Genomic DNA, 18,791 nt, shown 5'->3' with positions numbered 1-18,791 from the left:
GCTCAGAATGACATGCCCGGCTACCGATCCAGGCCAGCGAATTGCGGGCGGAACGAATCCGGATCCGCGGCCACCCAGTCCAGCACCCAGGTCGCGGGCGGCTCCTCGAGCAGCTGGTTCGGGGTGAGCCATTCGTAAAGCTCCGCGTAGGAGCGCTGTTCGGTCGGTGAGATGCGCTTGCGCAGCAGATGCGGGGTCAGTTGCGCGATCTCCGAGACGCCGAGCGAGGCCATGATCTGCGCGGCCTGCATGGTGGTGGCCCGCTGATAGTGGAACACCCGCTCGCTCTTGTCCGCGACGTCGAGGGCGCGGGCGCGGCGCGGATCCTGGGTCGCCACGCCTACCGGGCATTCATTGGTGTGACAGCGCTGGGCCTGGATGCAGCCGACCGCCATCATCATGGCGCGCGCGGCCATGGTGAAGTCCGCGCCCTGGATGAGCCGTTTGACGATGTCATTGCCGAGCGCGATCTTGCCGCTCGCACCGAGTTTGATTCGATCGCGCAGCCCGGCGCCGACCAGTGCGTTGTGCATGATCATCAGGCCGTCGGTGAGCGGCAGCCCGATATGGTCCTCGTACTCCAAAGGCGCTGCGGCCGTGCCGCCTTCGGCGCCGTCGATAATGATGAAATCGGGTGTGCTGCGCTCGGCGAGCATGGCCTTGCACAGCGCGAGCACTTCCACGCGCGAGCCGACGCAGAGTTTGAAGCCGATCGGCTTACCGTCGGAGAGCTCCCGCAATCCGGCGATGAAGCGGATCAGTTCGCGCGGGGTCGAGAAGGCCGAATGCGCGGCGGGGCTGACGCATTTCTCGTGTACGGGCACGCCGCGGAATTCGGCGATCTCCGGGGTCACCTTGGCCGCGGGCAGCACACCGCCCAGACCCGGCTTCGCACCCTGGCTGAGTTTGATCGACACCGCTTTGATCCGCTCGTGCGCGACCCGGTCCTTGAAGCGCGCGGGATCGAAATGTCCATCGCCGGTACGGGTTCCGAAATAGCCGGAGCCGATCTCCCAGACCAGGTCGCCGCCGCCGTCCAAGTGATAGGGCGTGAGCCCGCCCTCCCCGGTGTCATGCGCGAAACCACCCAGTGCCGCACCGCGATTCAGCGCGCGCAGCGCATTGGCCGACAGCGCGCCGAAGCTCATGGCCGAAACATTCAGCAGCGCCATGGAATACGGCCGCGTGCAGTCCGGACCGCCGATCAGCACCCGCGGCGGCTCGGCGGGCTGGGGCACCGGGGCGATGGAGTGCACCAGGTATTCGTAGCCGACCGCTTCGACATCGCGTTCGGTGCCGAAGGACAGCTCACCGTTGATGCCCTTCGCGCGCTCGTAGATCATGGTCCGCACATCGCGGTCGTACGGGCGGCCGTCGTAATTGCGCTCGATGAAGTACTGCTGCAATTCCGGCCGCAGACTCTCCAGCAGATAGCGCATATGCCCGAGCACCGGATAGTTGCGCAGGATCGAATGCCGCGTCTGGATCACGTCGTAGACGCCCACCACGAGCAGCGCCACCAGGATCACCAGCAGGACGTACCAGGCCCAGGAGCCGATGGCGGCGGCCACGCCGACCGCGAGGACGGCCGTGGCGAGAAACCCGATCAGGAAAAATCGGAGCATGACCGTCCTCGGATCGCTGGGCTGGCGTACTCCGGCAGCGTAGCGAGCATTGCTGTGAGCGGGCCGCCGAAACCGCCGGGCGGAACCGGATCAGGCTTTGCGATCCACCGCGGCCCAGGCGGTCAGCGCGACCGCGCTCGATACCACCGCCACCGACGGCCAGGCGCCGATCTTCTTGGCCAGCGGATGCGAGGCGCCCATCGCCCCGATCGACAGGCCGGTCAGCGCGGCCGCGCCGCCGACGCCGATCGTCTTGCGCCACTGCGGAATCGCGGCGGCGGTACCCGCGGCGAAGACCACGCCGCCGAGTTGCCGCTGTTTCGTGGCCTGCGCGAGCGCGAAGCCGCCCACCAGACTGCCTGCCGCGAGCAACGACGTTGGTACCGCGGGAATTCGAGCCATTTGACTACCTCCATCTCCGAGCTGTCCATCCGAACACCTCGACGATAACCGGAGGAATCACCACCGTTTCATTGGGGCGGGCGGGCCCGATCAGAGCACGCAGATCTCATCGCTCGCGTTGAGCAGGGCCGCGGCGATGCGGCGGGCCTCCGTCGCGGTGACCTCGGTGGGTTCGTCATCCTGAATGACCAGTGCGATCACGATCCGCCTGCCGAGACGAGTATCCCTGGCACACAGGCGGATTCGAATCTCGGCGTTCCAGCGATGCGGACCCTCGACCGGAATCGAGGCCGCCCGGCCGTGATGCGACAGCTCCACCAGCGGATCCTGTTCAAGGGCGCCGTCATGCTGCACACACCAGGGCGGGCACTCATCGGCAAGCAGCAGCGTATCGGGCAGCACCCGATAGTCCCAGAGATCGGCCACCGCGATGAGCGTATCGGCGACCCGGACCGCCTGATCCTCGGTGAGTTCGGCATGTGCGCGGGTGGGGGCGACCAGATCGATCCAGTTGTGCCGCAGACCGTCACAGTCGTGCGCGTTCAGCTGTACGAAGACCGCGGGCAATACCGGGCGCGGTTGCGGGCCGACCAGCACCGACATTTCCTGTCCGCCGTGCCGTCCGCCGTCGTAGGGGTCGAACGGGTCCGGATCCTCGTGCTCGACGCACCATGCCGGACAAGGTAGAACAACGGTCATCTTCTCGGCCCCCGGATCAGCCGCAGCACGGCCCGTTCGCGAGGACTGCGCCCCCTTCGCGCAGCCCTCGCGCCGGAACTCCCGCACGGCGCCGGGCGGGCGAACTGTGAGGTGCGACACAGCCGAGGCACTAGCGAAATGTGCTGTACTGCAGTGCAATTGCCCTTCACTTCGGCCTCGATCAGAGATCGCGACCGCAGGCAATCCCATCACGGGAGATCGCGCCGGTAAAGGTGTGTGAGACACGCTGACAAGAGGTACCTCTGACCAGAGGGTGGTGCCGGGTATGGCCGCGGGGCGGCACCGAGCGGCGAACGAGATTCGAACTTTCGGGGCGAGGTTCGTGAACCGGAACAGATGGTCGCTCGGTCGAGGGGCCGCCCAACGGGTAGTGTCCTGATCGTGAATGCTGGCCACTCCGCGCCGGGGGGATTCATAGCCGACCAGCTGCTGGCCCCCAATCTTGCCGACTTCGTCCGAACCCACCGCACCTTTCCGCGACCGCCCGAACATCCGCGGGGGCTCAGCCGCCCCGCTCTGGCCGCCCGCTGCGATGTCAGCGCCAGCTATATCGCCCAGATCGAGCAGCGCGAGAAGGTGTCACCCAGCCCCGAGGTCGTGGACGCGATCGCCCGCGCACTGGAACTCACCCCGGCCGAACGACAGCACATGCACAATCTCGCGGCCCCCAAAACCCCCGGTCCGCGCACGCACGACCCGATGCCCGTCACCGCCATGCTCACCCTGATCACCGATGATCTGCGCGCCGCCGCGGACGATCTCATGCCGCACCTGTCCGGTTATATCGACGAGCGCTGGAATGTGCTGTGGGTCAATGAAACCTACGATCGCGCATATCCCCGGCTGCTGGATGTGGTCAATATCCTGGTGTGGTTCTTCCTGGTGCCCGAATCACGCCGGGTGATGCTCGAATGGGAGGACGAGGCGCGCCTGACGGTGAACTGGTTCCGCTGGCATATGGGCCGCTACCAGGATCCCGAATGGGCGATGGAACTGCTCGCCCAGCTCAGCTCGTGCGAGGAGTTCCGGGCCATGTACCTGGCCGAGCGGGTGGATTTCGAACGGCATCAACCGCTCATGCATCTGCGCGATCCGGACACGCTGGAGCCGTACAGCGTGCGCGTCCGGATTACCGATGTGCCGGGTGTCGACGCGCCATTTCAATGGTTCATCGGCATCCGGCAGCCGTTCAACGGACCGGCGAGCTTGTTAACCGAGTGAGGAACTCCCCCAGCGCGTCGTTGACCAGGTCGGGCGCGGTCCAGTTGGCGGCGTGCCCGGCATCGGGAATGGTCACCACCGGACCCGAGGCGGGCAGTCCGGCCGCCAGCGCCGCGGACTTCTCCGCGGTGCTGGAACCATCGTGCTCACCGCGCAGAACCAGTGCGGGACAGGTGATCTCGGAAAGCCGGTCGAGCAGTGACTCGCGTTCGATCAGGGTCTGCGCGGCGGCGCGGATCGCGGTGCGGTCGCTCGCGGCCCACTTGTAGCGCCACGGCGACTGATCGACCACGGTACCGCCGATGAGCTGACCGGCCAGCCCCTCGGACAGCTGGCCGATCGGCACCTCGGGATTGGTCCACGCGGCGAACAGGCCGCGATACTCCTCCCGCTGCTCCTCCGGGGAATCACTGGCCTCGGTGTCGAACAGCAGCAGCGCGTCGACGCGTTCGGGAGCCAGCAGTGCGGCGCGCAGCACCGCGTACCCGCCCTGCGACATGCCACCGAGTACGGCGTGCTCGACGCCCGCGGCGTCCATCACGGCGAACATATCGCGCGCCGAATCCCAGTAGGTGAAGGACTGCTCGGGGTCCGAGTCGGTCGCACCGTGGCCGCGCGCGTCCCAGCACAGCACCCGGAATCCGCGCGCCTCCAGGTACTCGGCCTGCGGCGCGAACATCGACAGGTCCATGAAGAACCCGTGACCCAGCACCACGGCCGGCCGGTCCTGACCACCGGAATCGGTGTAGAAGATACGGGCACCATCGGTACTTACGTACGGCATGGCCGTAGCGTAGCCGGGCGGTGCGTGCTTGTCGCGGCCCGGGCACACTCTGTGCAGAGGTGGATCGCGAGCGCGGCGGAATGCGAAAGCCGCAGTGGCTCAAGTCGAATCACTCGATGATCCAGTGTGGATGCAGTGCGGCGATATGCGCGTCGACGGCGGCCCCGACCCGATCGCGCCAGCCCGGATTCGCCTGCGTGGTGTTCTCGTCGTGGAACCAGGGACAGCCGGGCACCGGACAGACGAATCGGTACGTGCCGAAATCATCGACGCGCCCGCCGGGGCTGAAACGCCAACTACCCGTTTCGGTTCCGTCCAGAGACCCGGCGGAGGGTGTGATCTCGTCTCCCACTCGCACATGCGATCACAGAACGGTGCGCACGTACCACTTGCGTACCGCGCGGTACGTGATGTGCCGCGGCACCCTGCCCGATTCGTCCGATCGCCACGTGCGCTGCGTCACACAAACTTTAAGCAACTATTTAGCAACGTTTCCGTGCCGCATGACGATAGGTGTTCGAGCGAGCGTGGTGACGGAAACTGCCTCCGGCGCCGCGCTCGCTCCGCGCCCGGTGCGGGGACCGGATCCGAATGGCCCTGCGGTCACCATGACCGCTCGAGCGAGAGGACCCGATCGATGAGATCGATTCGCGGTAGAACGAATTCGACCGAAAGACGCGGCGGCCCGATCCGGCGAACAGCGCTGTTTCTGGCATTGGCGCTGCTCATCCCCTTGGGGACAACCGTTTTGGGCAGTGGCGCGAAAGCGTCGGCGGCGTTCAATCCCGCCGCGTTCGACTTCTGGGTGGACTCACCCTCGATGGGCCCCATCAAGACTCGCGTGCTGCGCGCCGCGGACGGCAATACCAATCGTGTGGTCTACGCCCTCGACGGTATGCGCGCGGGCGAAGGTCTGAACGGCTGGGAAATCGAGACCAATGTCGCGGAGACGCTGGCATCGTGGAACATCAACGTGGTCATGCCCGTGGGTGGTCAATCGAGTTTCTACACCGACTGGAACGCACCCAGCGAATTCCTGGGTATCCCCGCGGGCACCGGCTCGGCCAATACCGGCTCCGGTGCGACCGATGCCCTGTCGGGTGGTCCGGGTAAGAGCTACCGCTATACCTGGGAGACCTTCCTGACCAATGATCTGCGCTGGGCACTGCGCGATCGACTGGGTTTCAACCCCAATCGCAATGGCATCTTCGGCCTGTCCATGGGCGGCAGCGCGGCCCTCACGCTGGCCGCCTACCACCCGGATCAGTTCAGCTTCGCCGGTTCGTACTCCGGCTACCTCAATATCTCCGCGCCCGGTATGCGCGAGGCCATTCGACTGGCCATGATCGATGCCGGTGGCTACAACGTCGATTCGATGGCTCCGCCGTGGGGACCGCAGTGGCTGCGGATGGATCCGTTCGTCTTCGCACCGCAGCTGGTCGCCAATAACACCCGGGTCTACGTGGCCGCGGCGAGCGGGCGGCCCACCGCCATGGACGGCCCGAATATGGGCACCGTGAACGGTATGGCGCTGGAAGCGCTGGCACTGGCCAACACTCGCGCCTTCCAGGTCCGCATGGCTTCGCTGGGCGCGGGCAATGTCTCGTACTCGTTCCCCGCCTTCGGCATTCACGCCTGGAACAACTGGCAGGACGAGGCGTACCGGATGATCCCGGACCTGTCCGCCAGCATCGGCTAGAACGCCCGGGCTAGGACCCGGCGAGGCGGTTGCCGACCTCACCCAGGCCATCGGCGATGGCCCGCTGCTGCGCGGGCGTGAGCACGTCGATCAGCGCCCGGCGCACCGTGTCGACATGACCGGGCGCGATCTCGGCCAGCCGTTCCCGGCCCGCGTCGGTCAGCACCGCGAGCACCCCGCGCACATCGGTGGGGCAGTTCTCGCGCCGCACCAGACCGGCCTTCTCCAAGAGCGTGACCTGATAGTTCAGGCCGCTCTTGGAGGTGTAGAGGGCATCGGCGAGTTCGGTCATGCGCACCGCACCGCCGGGGGCCTCGGCCAGCCGGACCAGCACCTCGTACTGGGTGTGCGAGAAACCCTCCTGTTTGAGGTGTCGTTCCACCTCGCGCCCCACCAGCGCCCCGGCCGCCAGGAAGCTCTGCCAGGTCCGCATCTCGCGATCGTTCAACCACTGTGGATCGTGCACAACCGCCAGCATAGCCCCGGTTGTTCAAATTTGAACAGCCTGCTAGCGTGCTAGTTGTTCAAATTTGAACATCACCGGCGGAGGAGAACGCGATGACAGGCGAGGATCGGGCGATGCCCGTGCTGTACCTCTCGCACGGAGCGCCGCCTTTGGCGGACCATCCGCGCTGGCCCGGCGAATTGGCCGCCTGGGCGGGTGCACTGCCCCGGCCGCGCGCGGTGCTGGTGGTGTCCGCGCACTGGGAGACCGCGCCGATCGCGCTGGGGGCCACCACCGTGACCCCGCTGGTGTACGACTTCGGCGGCTTCGAAAAGCGTTATTACGACGTCACCTACGCCGCACCGGGCGCGCCCGAACTCGCGGCCGAAGTGCGCGCATTGCTGAGCGGCCCCGGTACGACCGTGCAGGATTTCCCGGATCGCGGGCTGGATCACGGGGCCTATGTGCCGCTCAAGGAGATGTATCCGGACGCCGACGTGCCGATCCTGCAACTGTCGATCCCGACCCTGGATCCGCGGGCGCTACTCGAGGTGGGCCGCAAGCTCGCACCGCTGCGCGCACAGGGTGTGCTCATCGTGGGCAGCGGATTCTTCACCCACAATCTGCGCGCCATGACCGGCGATGACGAACACGCCTATTCCTTCACCGTCGAATTCGACCAGTGGGGCCGGGAAGCGCTGGCCGCCAACGATATCGACGCACTCCTGAACTTCCGGCACACCGCACCGGGAGCCAAACTCGCGCATCCGCGCACCGAACACTTCGCGCCGCTGTTCGTCGCCCTCGGGGCCGGCGAGTCCGATCTGGGCACCGTCCGCACCGTCATCGACGGTTACTGGTTCGGCATGGCGCGTCGCTCCATCCAACTCGGCTGATCCCGGCCCTCCGCGAAAGGCGTTCTCATGTCCACGATTTCCGCGCTGACCAAACCCGCCGCGATCGGCGTCGACACCACCCGCACCGCACCCTACGACCCGGGACTGCTGGTGCTGCGCCTGGTGGTCGGGTTGACCATGGCCGCGCACGGTACGCAGAAACTGTTCGGCTGGTTCAGCGGTGGCGGTATCGACGGCACCGCGGCCTTCTTCGATTCGAGCGGTTACCCCGCCGCGCGCACCATGGCCGTAATCGCCGGTCTCACCGAGACTTTCGGCGGTCTGGGCTTGGCGCTGGGCCTGCTGACCCCACTCGCGGGTGCGGCCGTGGTCGGCACGCTGCTCAATGCGCTCGCGGTCAAATGGGGTGGCGGGTTCTTCGCGCCCAAGGGCGTGGAATACGAACTGCTGCTGACCGCGGCGGCGGCCACGCTGACCCTCACCGGTCCGGGCGCTTACGCGCTGGACCGGTACCTGCCCGCACTCCGCACACCGCGCCTGGCCTACGGCCTGGCCGCACTGGTGCTGGCGGTCGTGTCCGCGGGCCTGGTGCTGCTCATCCGCACCTAGGACATCGCGATCACGGCTATCCCGAAAACCGCAGTGCCCGGACACCTTCGGGGTCCGGGCAACACGGATTTCGGGACGGGCCCCGGGTCAGTGCTTGAAAGCGTCCTTGACCTTCTCGCCCGCGTCCTTGAAGTCGGACTTGACCTGGTCGGTCTTACCCTCGCGCTCCTGTTCGCGATCGCCGGTCACCTGACCGAGCTTCTCCTTGGCCTTACCGGCGATTTCCTCAGCCTTGTTCTTGGCCTTGTCGGTGGCACTCATGTGTCATTCCTTCCATCGAGCGAACTCGGTGAGCCGGGAATCGACCCGAAACGGACCTACCCGGCTATTCGGTGACGAAACGGGCGAGGCCCGCGCGGGACAGATCACCCGCTGTGGGTGAGCCGCCTGACCTGGAGCGATGCCACGCTCGCAGTCGTGAAGAAACTCATGATGATCTCCGGCCTGGCCGCCGCCGTACTGGTCGCGGTGACCGCCTGCGGCGGCTCCGGGAAATCGCCGGACGGCACCGCGACATCCTCCGGTTCGCCATCCTCGGCGGCAGCCGCGCCGAACTATCCGCTCGGGCAGCCACTGACGGTGACGCCGGAGAACTTCGTACGCGCCGAAACAGATATGGAATTCTCGCGCAGTGTCGAGTCGGGCGGATTCGGGCGATTTCACCACAATCGCGAGCTGATGCCGATCGACGGCCAGACGGTCGTGCGTCCCAACCGGGACACGCTGTACTCCTCGGCGGTGTTCGATCTCGACGCCGGTCCGGTCACGGTCACCCTGCCCGATTCCGGTACGCGATATATGGCCATGCAGGTCCTCGACGAGGACGAGTACACCCACCAGGTGGTGTACAAATCCGGCAGCTACACCTTCGACCGGGACGAGATCGGCACCCGCTATCTCATGCTCGCCGTGCGCACCTTCGTCGACCCGAACAGTCCCGCCGATCTGGACACCGTGCACCGGTTACAGGACGCGATCAAGGTCGGACAGCCCACCGGCCCCGGCACATTCGAGATTCCGCAGTGGGATCCGGTGAGCCAGAAGGTCGTGCGCGATGCCCTGCTGACCCTGGCGGGGACCCTGCCGAACACCAATGGCGCGTTCGGCCCGAGGGATGAGGTCGACCCGATCCAGCACCTCATCGGCGCGGCCTCCGCCTGGGGCGGCAATCCGCTGCGGGACGCGGTGTACCTCACGGTCACCCCGGCCGGGAACGACGGCGCGACGGACTACACCCTGCACGTGAAAGACGTTCCGGTGAAAGGATTCTGGTCGATCAGCCTGTACAACGCCGAGGGCTACTTCCAAGCCAACCCGCTGAACGCCTATTCGATCAACAATGTCACCGCCGCGACCAATCCGGACGGCTCGGTCGACATCCGTTTCGGCGGTTGCGACGCGCGACCCGGCAATTGCCTGCCGATCATGCCGGGATGGAACTACATGGTCCGACTCTATGAGCCGGAGCCCTCGATACTCAACGGGCAGTGGACATTTCCCCAGCCCACACCCGTGCGATAGCCGATCGGATACGATCTTGAATTTGTTGGACGATATCGTTCAACAAGTTGCCCACGGGTGGCCCGGATAAGCTGCGACGGCAGCCCCGGTTCAGCGTCGATCGATCGCGAAGGGAGCATTCCTCTCCGATGCCGCAGCACACTGGTTCCGCAGCGCGCCTGTACGGGCGCGAACGCGAACGCGAGGAACTGGATCGGGTGTTGTCGCTGGCCCGGGACGGGAAGGGATCGGCGATGATCCTGGTGGGCGAGCCCGGGATCGGTAAGACCACCCTCCTGCGCTACGCGACCGCACAGGCCGCCGACTTCCGGGTGCTGACCTGCCGCGGCGTGCCGAGTGAGACCGAGCTGGCCTTCGCCGGACTGCATCAACTGCTGTGGCCGATACTCGATCGAATCGATGAGCTGCCGAGCGCGCAGGCGACGGTACTGCGGGGTGCGCTGGGATTGGGCGGGCACAGCGGAGACCGGCTACTGCTGGGCGTCGCGGTGCTGACACTGCTCTCCGAACTGGCCGGGGACCGGCCCGTCCTGGTGGTCATCGACGATCTGCAGCTACTCGACCAGCCGAGCCGGAACTGTCTTCGATTCGTCTCGCGGCGCATCGCGGAGGAACCGATCGCCATGCTCGTCGCGGCACATCCGGGAACCTACAGCGAGACCGGTGAGCCGACCCCCGTCCTGCCGATCCGGGGCCTGGACAGTGCGAGTGCCGAACAGCTTGTCGCCGAACACAACCCGAGATTGAGCCGGGCGCGCACCAGTACACTGGTTCGGCTCACCGACGGAAACCCGCTCGCGCTGATGGAACTGAGCCGCGACGCGGGAGTGACGCTGAGCCCGGCGGCGAGTTCCCATATCGCGCTCGGTCCACGCCTGCGGGCCTCATTCGACGCGCGGCTACGCGAACTGCCCGAGAGCGAACGGATCATCGCGCTCATCGCGGCCGCCGATGACGGCGCGGACGCCCGCACCGTCGCGCATGCGGCCGAACTGCTCGGCGTCACCGCCGAAAACTTCTCCGCCGCACTGAATTCCGAGCTGCTGCGGCCCGCCGACGGCCGAATAACGGTGGACCACCCGCTGATTCGCGCGGCGGTGTACGACAGCGCGGATCCGGAACTGCGGCGCACCGTGCACGCCGCACTGGCCCGGGTGTACGCCGATACCGACCGCGAGCGACATGACTGGCATGTGGCGGCGACCGCCACCGAACCGGACGAGACCATCGCCGCGATGCTGGACGATGCCGCCGAGCGGGCCTGGGGCCGTGGCGGCGCACTGGCGGCGGCGCGGATCTATCGCCGGGCCGCCGCGCTCTCACCCGATACGGCCGCGGCCGCGCACCGGCTGGCCCGGGCGGCGCGCGCGGCCTGGGACGGCGGTGACACCGAATCGGCGCGCGAACTGCTCGAGGCGGCCGAGGATCGAGCCGGGGCCGATGTGGTCGGGGCGGCGGGCGGTGGCCTGACCGGACTGTTCGAACTGGGGCAGGGCGATACCGCGCGGGCGCGCCGATTGCTGTTGCGCGACGCCGAATCCGCCGAACCACGCTTCGCCGATGAACTCCGGCATTTGGCGCTGCGCGCGAGCTGGGCGCTGAGCGATCCGCTCACCGCGTCCCAGCTCGGCGCGATCGCCGCGCGCACGGTGGACAGCGGCACCGACCTGCCGCCGTCCCGGTTGCCGATCGCCGAGGTCGCGATCGCCGTCGGAGGCGAAGCCCACGCATTGCGCCTGTATCGGGAAAGTATCGAACGAATGCGCACCGAGGGACCGGTCACCTGGCTCGGCTACTCACTCGGCCAGCAGGCGATGCTCGAGATCACGGTCGGCCGCTGGGATGACGCCATCGCGAACGCCATCGAGGGGCTGCGGCTCTCCGAGGACTTCGGCGGCCGTCAGACGCCCGCATACTGTTATGTCGCAATGGGTTTCATAGCGGCGCTGCGCGGTGACGAGGCGACCGCGCTCGACCTCACCGATCGGGCGCTGGCTTTCGCGCGCCCGATCCGATTCCATCCGCTCGCCGCGGACGCGTACTGGTGCCGAGCGCTCGCCGCGCTGGGCGCCGGACGGCCCGACGATGCCTTCGAACTACTCCGAACCATCCGCGCCCCGGAGCATTTCGCGCATCAGTCCACCATCGTCGTGCTGAGCGCGGCCGATGCCGCCGAGGCCGCCGTGCGGCTCGGCCGTTTCGAGCCCGCCCGCGAATACCTGGAGATTCTCACCGCGCACGCCGAACTCACCACTGCCGCATGGGCATCGGCGGACGCCGCCCGGGTGCGCGCGCTGCTGGCCACCGATGCGGAGGCCGAGGCGCTGTTCCTGGAGGCGCTGCGCATCGCGCCCACTCAGCGACCGTTCACCTATGCCCGTATCCAACTGCAGTTCGGGGAATGGCTGCGCCGAATGCGCCGCCGCCGGGCGGCGCTGGAGCAATTACATCTGGCGCACAACACCTTCGAACGGCTGGGTGCGCGGCCGTGGGCCGAGCGCGCCGAGCGCGAAATCGTCATGGCCGGTGATCGCACCACCGTGGGCGCCGTTCGCTCGGACTCCGATCCCGCCACCGTGCTGACCGCTCAGGAATTGCAGGTGGCCCGGCTGGCGGCCACCGGGCTCACCAACCGGGAGATCGCCGCGCGGCTGTTGATCAGTCCCCGGACCGTGGGAAACCATCTCTCGCATATCTTCTCGAAGCTGGGACTGGGCGGGCGCGGGGATCTGGTGAACGTCGATTTCGAGAACGGCTTCCGCCTCATACCCTGACCGATGCTGCCGGGCGCGGGTGTGCGCCAACGTCACTGTCAGCGATCCGCAGGCGACGGTGACCGCGACCGCGATCCAGCCCGGCACCCAGGACTCGTCCGGCGGGCTGTGCGTCCACACTTTCGACAGGCCCGCATGGTCGTAGCGCCTGCTGGTCACCACGGCAACGAGCGCGGGAGCGATCAACGTCACCAACGCCACTGCCATGCTCGAAAGCTCCTGCGGCACTATGACTCCGAAACAGTAGCCGCCGACCGTCGCGACCGCGGCGGCACCGACCGCCGACAGTGACGCGGATCCATCCGGCGCCACGGTGAGAGCTTCGAACACCGCCAATGCGATGGTGGCCAACACCGCGAGCAGTGGGCGTGGCCAGCGCATTCCCGCGGCCAGGCCCGCCGCCACCGCGATAACCAGCAGCGGAATCATCCAGCCCGGCCGCAGCCCCAGGCCCACCGCCCCGCCCGCGGCGGTGAACGCCACCGCGAGCGCGATCAGCACACCGTCGCGGCCCGGTAACAGCAGTGCCGCGACCGAGGTCGCGATCACGATCAGCACACTGCCGCCGATTATCCGCGCCGCCCAATCCTCCTGGGCCGCCAGCCATTCCGATCGCAGCAGCGATGCGATGACCAGCACCAGCACCGCGCCCACCGGGCGCAGCGGAATCTCCACCACCGGAACGGCATCCGCGTCCCGGTTCAGCCACGCACAGCCGCCGAGCAATCCCACCGTGACCACGATCAGCAGGAAGGGCGGTGGATCGATCAGCGCCCACCGCACCACCTCGTGCGATTGAACTCCACTGCCCGGCACGGTGATTCGATTCCCGGTCACGATGCCGGACAGCGCACCGAGCAGCGTGCCCGCCAGCGCCGCACGCCGCCCCGCGGACAGTACGACCAGCGCGCCCAGCAGCGCGCCGCTCACGATCGCGTCCACGAAACCGAAGGTCGCCAATCCGAAGGTCACCCGGTGCGCCACCAGGTGGGTGAGCAGGAGCAGCAGACCGCAGAACCAGGCGAGCAGCCAGACCGTGCGAATGGTGATCGCGGTGCACAGCGCCGCCACCCCGACCGCCGCGAGGGCCGCGGTCGCCGTCGCACGCGGTGTGCTGAACACCAGCATCTGCAGGTCCAGCGCCGACCCGCGCGCCAGCCAGCGGAAATCGATCGGCACCGTCACCGCCAGCCCCGCGACGCCGGCGGCGAGGCACAGCGTGAGGACCTCCAGCCGATATCTCCTGCCAGCGGTCATGGCGACCTTCCTCCCGGAACGCGTCGACCACGGTGATCGAGCCTGATCGCACGCTACGAATCGAGTGCGTATCCGCGCCTCACGCATTTCGGGTGAACAGGCCCGCACCGCGTGCGGGCACCGGCCGATGCGATATCCGGGCCTTGTTCACCCTCGATGGGTGGCGTGCGGCCGCCCGCACCGCTCCTAGGCTGGGATCAGTCGATCGGACACCGCTCGGATACGACGGGTATGCGCGCAGGACCGATCGGGAATCGGAACAGGAGGATTGCATGCGAATCGATGTGCACGCGCATTTTTGGACCGATGACTATCTGGACCTGCTGGTGGACCTGGGCAAGACCGATACCGATACCCAGCGCGGTATGGGCGCGGGCGGCGGCGCGGAACTCGAGGCCCGGCTGCTGCTGATGGACCGGGCCGGTGTCGATATGCAGGTGCTGTCCACCGCACCGCAGAACCCCTACGGGACGGATCGCGAAAAAGCCGTCACCGCAGCGAGATTCGTGAACGACCAGTACGCCGGGGTGGTGGCCGCGCATCCGGATCGATTCCTGGCCTTCGCGTCCGCACCGCTGCCGCATATCAGCGAGTCCATCGCCGAAATAGGCCGGGCACTGGACGATTTGGGCATGGTGGGCGTGGCCATGAACACCACGGTGCTCGATCGCGCGCTGGTGGATCCCGAATTCGCGCCGGTATTCGCCGAACTCGATCGGCGCGGGACCGTGCTGTATCTGCATCCGGCCGGTAACAGCGCGTGCTCGCCGCTGATTCGCGATTACCACCTCACCTGGATGGCGGGTGCGCCGATCGAGGACACCATCAGCGTCATGCAATTGATCACCACCGGTTTTCCGCTGCGCTATCCGAATATCAGAATCATCAACTCACATCTGGGCGGCGCACTGCCGATGCTGTTGCAGCGGGCCGACAATCAGTACCTGTGGGAGGCGCCGCAGACGCCCGAAGCGCCCAGCGTGCTGGCGCGCCGGATGTGGTACGACACGGTCGGGCACGGTCATCTGCCCGCGCTGAAGGCCGCCATCGAATCCTTCGGTGCGGACCGCCTGATCCTGGGCACCGATTTCCCGTACGAGAATGACAAGATCTTCGTGCGCGCGATCGATTACATCTCCGATCCGAGTATCGCGGCCGCGGACGCACGGGCGATTCTGGAAGGGAACGCCGAGCGAATATTCGCGCCGGACCGGTCCGCCCGGGTGTGACGTACCTCATCGGTCGATTGATCAATAAATGTTTGCGGTAACGTCGCCAGTGGCGGTTGTGATGTCTCTGCACTCGAGCCGGAGGATTCGGTGACGACTTCACAACGAACATCTGTTTGTCCGCAATCGGTACTCGAACGCTCTGCGCCCTACCGTCCACCCACGCTCACCTGCGATCCGATCACCCGGTCCGAACTCTTCGACCGCCTCGACACCGGGCCGCCGCAGCCGGGAGCCCGCGTGGTGGTGCTCAACGCACCCGCCGGATCCGGGAAAACTGTGCTGTTGCTGGACTGGATCGAACAGCGCGTTCGCGCACGCGCCCCCGAGACCGCGGTGGCGTGGCTGACCATTACCGCGGCCTTCGACCGCGATCGCAGCCGCTGGCCCGTGGTCACCCGGGCGCTGTGCGAGGCGCTCGGCACTCCCCCGCCGCCGCCGGGTGTCACCTTCGCCGCACATCTGATCGAAGCGCTCGGCGAACGTGACACCCCGGCGCTACTGGTGGTCGACGACGCGCATCTGATCACCGATTCGTTCGTTCTGGTCGCCGTCGAATATCTGATCCGGCACGCACCGCGCACCCTGACCATCGTGCTGTCCGGACGGTACGAACCGCCGCTGCGCTGGCACACCCTGCATGTGGAGGGGAGACTCACCCGCATTCGCCGATGGCATCTGGCTTTGACCAGATCCCAAGCGGGACAACTGTTCACCAGGCACGGCTGCACCCTGACCGAACCGGAATTGGATACGGTCATGGAACTCACCGAGGGCTGGACCGCGCTGGTCCGGATCGCCGCACAGGTGGTGGCGGGCGGTGCGCGCGATCGCGCCGCATCGCTGGCGCTGCTGGCCCGTCCCGCCCCGGCGGTGGTGGATTTCGTGGTCGGCGAGGTGCTGCGCCCTCTCCCCGAGACCGTGCTCGAATTCCTCATCGGCACCGGCGTGCCCGAGCGGTTCACCGAACAACTCGCCGACGAACTCTCCGATACGCGCACCCATGACATGCTGGATGAGTTGCAGCGCACCGGATTTCCCCTCACTCGGCATTCCGAAGGCGGTGCGCTGTGGTTCGTTCACCACCCCCTGGTGCGTGCGTACCTGTTGACGCGGGCCCGCCGTCGCGGTGATGCCGCACTGTCGGAATTGCGGCTGCGCACCGCGCGAGCGCTCATCGAGGCGGGCACACCGGCCGCCGCGCTACCGCAGCTGCTGGCCCTGCCCGATCCGGAACCGCTGCGGGACTTCTTGCGCGACAACGGTATCGGCATCGTTTTCGACGGTTCCGGCCCGCGATTGTTCGATGCGCTCGACCGATCCGGCTCCGCCGTCGCCGATGATCCCTTCGTCTGGCGGCTGCGGGCCATCGACGCGGTGACCAGCGGCCAGGATCGGGCGGCGCTGGCCTACCTGGAACTGATTCGCGCCCAGCCCATGACGAAACCCTCACTCGCGCCGATACATTGGCTGGACGCCCTCGGTTCCGCGGTGACCATCGACGCGGTGCTGAGTTCGGGCGCGCAAGTGGACGACGTGGACGCGCGCATCGAGCTGCCCGCCACCGGCAACCTCGATATCGACTGCTATCTCGCGGTCCAGGCGGCGAGCGCCATGCTGCTGCACGGCCGAATCGAACGCGGTGAGGCACTCTTGCGCTCGGGCATCACCCTGGCAGAGCGCACCGGCAGGCATCGCCTGGTACTGCGATCGCTGGCCCGGCTGGCGGTCGCCTCGGTGTACACCGGTGCCATCGGTGCCGCGCGCGCCCGTTCCGAGGTCGCGATTCGCTATGCGTTCGACCATGAGCTGCGAGATTTCCCCGACACCCATCGAATGCTGCTCGTGGCGGCGCTGACCCGGTATGTGCAGGGCGAATCCTTCGATGCCGAGCCGATTGCCGACATTCTGGAGCAGTGGTCCGAACCGGAGCGCTCGGGTATGCCCGCCACCGGCCTGCCCACGGTGGTCGCCTGCGAGTTCCTGCTGAGCCGCGTCGCGCCGGACAAATACCTCGCCGTGCATCGGGTCCGGGCCGGACTGCTGCGACTGCTGGCTTCGGATCCGCTGCCCGCGGGCAATCAGGGTGTGCAGCTTCCGGCGGTGGTGCGTTCGCTGCTGCAATTGCGCGAGGTGCGCCCGGCGCAGGAACTGGCGGATCGCGCGCAGGCGGTGCTCGGCGACACCGCCGAGGTGATCCTGCTCCAGGCGATGCTCGCCGACGCGGCGCATAAACCGCGCTCGGCCCGCGCACTGTTGGAGCCACTGCTGCACGGCACCGAACAGCTGTACTCGGTGACGGAACTGTCCGCGTGGCTGCGTTACGCGGCCGTCGTGCACAAACTCGGCATGCCCACCAAGGCGGCGGAGGCGCTGGAGTCGGCGCTGCGGATATCGGAGCCCGACGCACTGATCTCACCGTGGCTCGATGTGCCCGAGGCCATCGGGCTATTGGATATCTACGCGGGGCGTTTCGGCCGCCTGGACGATTTCGCCGAACGGCTGCGCCATCATCCGGCCGCCGTGCGCGATGCGGCGCTTCCGCCGCTCACCGCATCGGAAACGACTGTCCTGAAACATCTTCCGTCGGGACGCACCACCGGGCAGATCGCCGCGGATCTCGGGGTGTCCATCAATACGGTCAAGACGCATCTGCGCGGTATCTACAGCAAGCTCGATGCGAATACCCGGGGCAATGCCGTGGAGCGGGCGCGCCTGGTGGGCCTGCTCTGAATTCCCGCTCTGACGTAAGAGACGGACCGCCTCCGGCGGCGGTTGTGCTGGGATGGAGTACGGTCCCTCTCTCACGTTGGCGCCGTTCGGACTGCAGGGAACCGACCGACATTGCCATGGTGCCCGCGGTCCACCTCGACCGCCAGGTCATGACCTATACGGCGACCTATACGAGAGTGTGTGACGTCCACGCTTCCCGGCTCACGTCGTGATTCGTTGCATATCGCTGATGAGCCAGCGGCCGTCGGGTTGTTCTTCGGCGGTGACGACCGCGACGGTGAGCGCCACTTCCGGATTGGGAGCGGTCTCGGTGGTGGTGGACTGTTTGATATAGCCCACGGCCGTGGCGACATTGTCGGTGATCGCGCGCAGGCCGCAATTGAAGTCGACCACTTCGCTGGTGCTGTTGTTCGCGAGCAGATACGCGCGGGTGGCGGTATTGGTTTCCTGCAATTGTTTACGGTACGGCCCCGTGGACGCGGCGATGGCTCCGGCGAAATAGGCGTCGAGCGATCTCGGATCGTAGGTGCCGATATTCTTGAGGTGCACATGAATGGCGTGCAGGGCGGCGATATGTCTACTGCCGATTTTCGCGATCTCGGGCGCGACCCCCGGGTTGGGCTGGGACCTCGTCGTAATGGCTCCGGCATTGTTGACCGCCGCACCGGTCGCGCGCTTGGGGGCGGAAGAATTGTCATCACCGGAATTTCCGACGAAATACGCCGAGCCGACGGCGACAGCGCTCAATGGCAGCACCCCGGCGAGTGCGGCGAGCTTTCGGCGCGACATCGGGGCCTTGACGGGCGGCGGGGTGGGCTCCGGAAAGGGTGGCGGCTCGACCGGAGGGAAGGACAGCGATTCGTTCTCAGTTTGAGTCACGCGATTTCCTCACTGTAGTGCGACCAATCGCAGATG

At 67.0% G+C, this 18,791-nt stretch carries 16 protein-coding genes; 8 read left to right on the top strand and 8 right to left on the bottom strand.

Translation table 11 applies throughout. From position 1 onward, the window contains the following. Positions 1-20: 20 nt before the first annotated feature. The 3 genes from ACFC4D_RS09940 to ACFC4D_RS09930 form a co-directional block, all read right to left on the bottom strand. Positions 21-1,625 carry an FMN-binding glutamate synthase family protein gene (locus ACFC4D_RS09940; protein ID WP_376062427.1) on the bottom strand — a complete coding sequence of 535 codons (1,605 nt, stop codon included), beginning with the start codon at positions 1,623-1,625 and terminating at the stop codon, positions 21-23. A 90-nt stretch (positions 1,626-1,715) separates the two neighbouring features. After that, positions 1,716-2,027: a hypothetical protein gene (locus ACFC4D_RS09935; protein ID WP_375953015.1), complete on the bottom strand. Its 312-nt coding sequence runs from the start codon at positions 2,025-2,027 to the stop codon at positions 1,716-1,718. Positions 2,028-2,117: 90 nt separating this feature from the next. After that, positions 2,118-2,726, bottom strand: a complete 609-nt coding sequence (locus ACFC4D_RS09930; RefSeq protein ID WP_376062426.1) for a DUF6907 domain-containing protein — start codon at positions 2,724-2,726, stop codon at positions 2,118-2,120. A gap of 402 nt (positions 2,727-3,128) precedes the next feature. Between ACFC4D_RS09930 and ACFC4D_RS09925 the strand changes: the two genes are divergently transcribed. Beyond that, a complete protein-coding gene (locus tag ACFC4D_RS09925) occupies positions 3,129-3,968 on the top strand; it encodes a helix-turn-helix domain-containing protein (protein ID WP_375953017.1) in 840 nt (279 codons plus the stop codon). Here the strand turns inward: ACFC4D_RS09925 and ACFC4D_RS09920 are convergent. Beyond that, complete coding sequence (locus tag ACFC4D_RS09920; protein WP_376062425.1) at positions 3,937-4,752, bottom strand: alpha/beta fold hydrolase; 816 nt, start codon at positions 4,750-4,752, stop codon at positions 3,937-3,939. The genes ACFC4D_RS09925 and ACFC4D_RS09920 overlap by 32 nt on opposite strands. A 109-nt stretch (positions 4,753-4,861) precedes the next feature. Beyond that, complete coding sequence (locus ACFC4D_RS09915) at positions 4,862-5,104, bottom strand: hypothetical protein (protein ID WP_364635591.1); 243 nt, start codon at positions 5,102-5,104, stop codon at positions 4,862-4,864. A gap of 285 nt (positions 5,105-5,389) precedes the next feature. On the opposite strand from ACFC4D_RS09915, the gene ACFC4D_RS09910 reads away from it, so the two are divergent. Beyond that, the gene (locus ACFC4D_RS09910; protein WP_375953021.1) at positions 5,390-6,451 is read left to right on the top strand and encodes an alpha/beta hydrolase; all 1,062 of its coding nucleotides are present in this window, start codon (positions 5,390-5,392) and stop codon (positions 6,449-6,451) included. A 10-nt stretch (positions 6,452-6,461) separates the two neighbouring features. Here the strand turns inward: ACFC4D_RS09910 and ACFC4D_RS09905 are convergent, their stop codons facing one another. Continuing rightward, entirely contained in the window at positions 6,462-6,917 is a 456-nt protein-coding gene (locus ACFC4D_RS09905) for a MarR family winged helix-turn-helix transcriptional regulator (protein WP_376062424.1), read from the bottom strand. 92 nt (positions 6,918-7,009) lie between these two features. Here ACFC4D_RS09905 and ACFC4D_RS09900 point away from each other — a divergent pair, with 92 nt between their 5' ends. Both ACFC4D_RS09900 and ACFC4D_RS09895 read left to right on the top strand, forming a co-directional pair. Beyond that, positions 7,010-7,792 carry a dioxygenase gene (locus tag ACFC4D_RS09900; protein ID WP_376062423.1) on the top strand — a complete coding sequence of 261 codons (783 nt, stop codon included), beginning with the start codon at positions 7,010-7,012 and terminating at the stop codon, positions 7,790-7,792. A 27-nt stretch (positions 7,793-7,819) separates the two neighbouring features. Beyond that, on the top strand, positions 7,820-8,362 hold the full coding sequence (locus ACFC4D_RS09895) for a DoxX family protein (protein ID WP_376062422.1): 543 nt from the start codon (positions 7,820-7,822) through the stop codon (positions 8,360-8,362). 87 nt (positions 8,363-8,449) lie between these two features. On the opposite strand, the gene ACFC4D_RS09890 is transcribed toward ACFC4D_RS09895, so the two are convergent. Continuing rightward, positions 8,450-8,623 (bottom strand): CsbD family protein, encoded by a 174-nt coding sequence (locus ACFC4D_RS09890; protein ID WP_375953028.1) that lies wholly within the window; start codon positions 8,621-8,623, stop codon positions 8,450-8,452. A 318-nt stretch (positions 8,624-8,941) separates the two neighbouring features. Between ACFC4D_RS09890 and ACFC4D_RS09885 the strand changes: the two genes are divergently transcribed. From ACFC4D_RS09885 to ACFC4D_RS09870, 4 genes are all read left to right on the top strand, one after another. Next, positions 8,942-9,883: a DUF1254 domain-containing protein gene (locus ACFC4D_RS09885; RefSeq protein ID WP_376062713.1), complete on the top strand. Its 942-nt coding sequence runs from the start codon at positions 8,942-8,944 to the stop codon at positions 9,881-9,883. Between the two features lie 128 nt (positions 9,884-10,011). Then, entirely contained in the window at positions 10,012-12,657 is a 2,646-nt protein-coding gene (locus tag ACFC4D_RS09880; RefSeq protein ID WP_376062421.1) for an AAA family ATPase, read from the top strand. A 1,529-nt stretch (positions 12,658-14,186) separates the two neighbouring features. Further along, complete coding sequence (locus ACFC4D_RS09875; protein WP_376062420.1) at positions 14,187-15,143, top strand: amidohydrolase family protein; 957 nt, start codon at positions 14,187-14,189, stop codon at positions 15,141-15,143. Positions 15,144-15,233: 90 nt separating this feature from the next. Then, complete coding sequence (locus ACFC4D_RS09870; RefSeq protein WP_376062419.1) at positions 15,234-17,876, top strand: LuxR C-terminal-related transcriptional regulator; 2,643 nt, start codon at positions 15,234-15,236, stop codon at positions 17,874-17,876. Between the two features lie 201 nt (positions 17,877-18,077). Here ACFC4D_RS09870 and ACFC4D_RS09865 read toward each other — a convergent pair whose 3' ends face one another. Next, positions 18,078-18,755 (bottom strand): hypothetical protein, encoded by a 678-nt coding sequence (locus ACFC4D_RS09865; protein WP_375953036.1) that lies wholly within the window; start codon positions 18,753-18,755, stop codon positions 18,078-18,080. Positions 18,756-18,791: the final 36 nt, after the last annotated feature.

Origin of the sequence: Nocardia sp. NPDC056000, from assembly GCF_042269265.1 — a bacterium.
Taxonomy (GTDB): domain Bacteria; phylum Actinomycetota; class Actinomycetes; order Mycobacteriales; family Mycobacteriaceae; genus Nocardia.
Note: the sequence above shows the minus strand (reverse complement) of the source record. Positions and strands in the feature narration are given on the sequence as shown.

What these genes read in the sequence shown, in the direction of transcription:
- ACFC4D_RS09895 (WP_376062422.1), top strand. Translation starts at nt 7,820, where the DNA reads ATGTCCACGATTTCCGCGCTGACCAAACCCGCCGCGATCGGCGTCGAC.
- ACFC4D_RS09935 (WP_375953015.1), bottom strand. Translation starts at nt 2,027, where the DNA reads ATGGCTCGAATTCCCGCGGTACCAACGTCGTTGCTCGCGGCAGGCAGT.
- ACFC4D_RS09930 (WP_376062426.1), bottom strand. Translation starts at nt 2,726, where the DNA reads ATGACCGTTGTTCTACCTTGTCCGGCATGGTGCGTCGAGCACGAGGAT.
- ACFC4D_RS09880 (WP_376062421.1), top strand. Translation starts at nt 10,012, where the DNA reads ATGCCGCAGCACACTGGTTCCGCAGCGCGCCTGTACGGGCGCGAACGC.
- ACFC4D_RS09875 (WP_376062420.1), top strand. Translation starts at nt 14,187, where the DNA reads ATGCGAATCGATGTGCACGCGCATTTTTGGACCGATGACTATCTGGAC.
- ACFC4D_RS09910 (WP_375953021.1), top strand. Translation starts at nt 5,390, where the DNA reads ATGAGATCGATTCGCGGTAGAACGAATTCGACCGAAAGACGCGGCGGC.
- ACFC4D_RS09890 (WP_375953028.1), bottom strand. Translation starts at nt 8,623, where the DNA reads ATGAGTGCCACCGACAAGGCCAAGAACAAGGCTGAGGAAATCGCCGGT.
- ACFC4D_RS09940 (WP_376062427.1), bottom strand. Translation starts at nt 1,625, where the DNA reads ATGCTCCGATTTTTCCTGATCGGGTTTCTCGCCACGGCCGTCCTCGCG.
- ACFC4D_RS09920 (WP_376062425.1), bottom strand. Translation starts at nt 4,752, where the DNA reads ATGCCGTACGTAAGTACCGATGGTGCCCGTATCTTCTACACCGATTCC.
- ACFC4D_RS09900 (WP_376062423.1), top strand. Translation starts at nt 7,010, where the DNA reads ATGACAGGCGAGGATCGGGCGATGCCCGTGCTGTACCTCTCGCACGGA.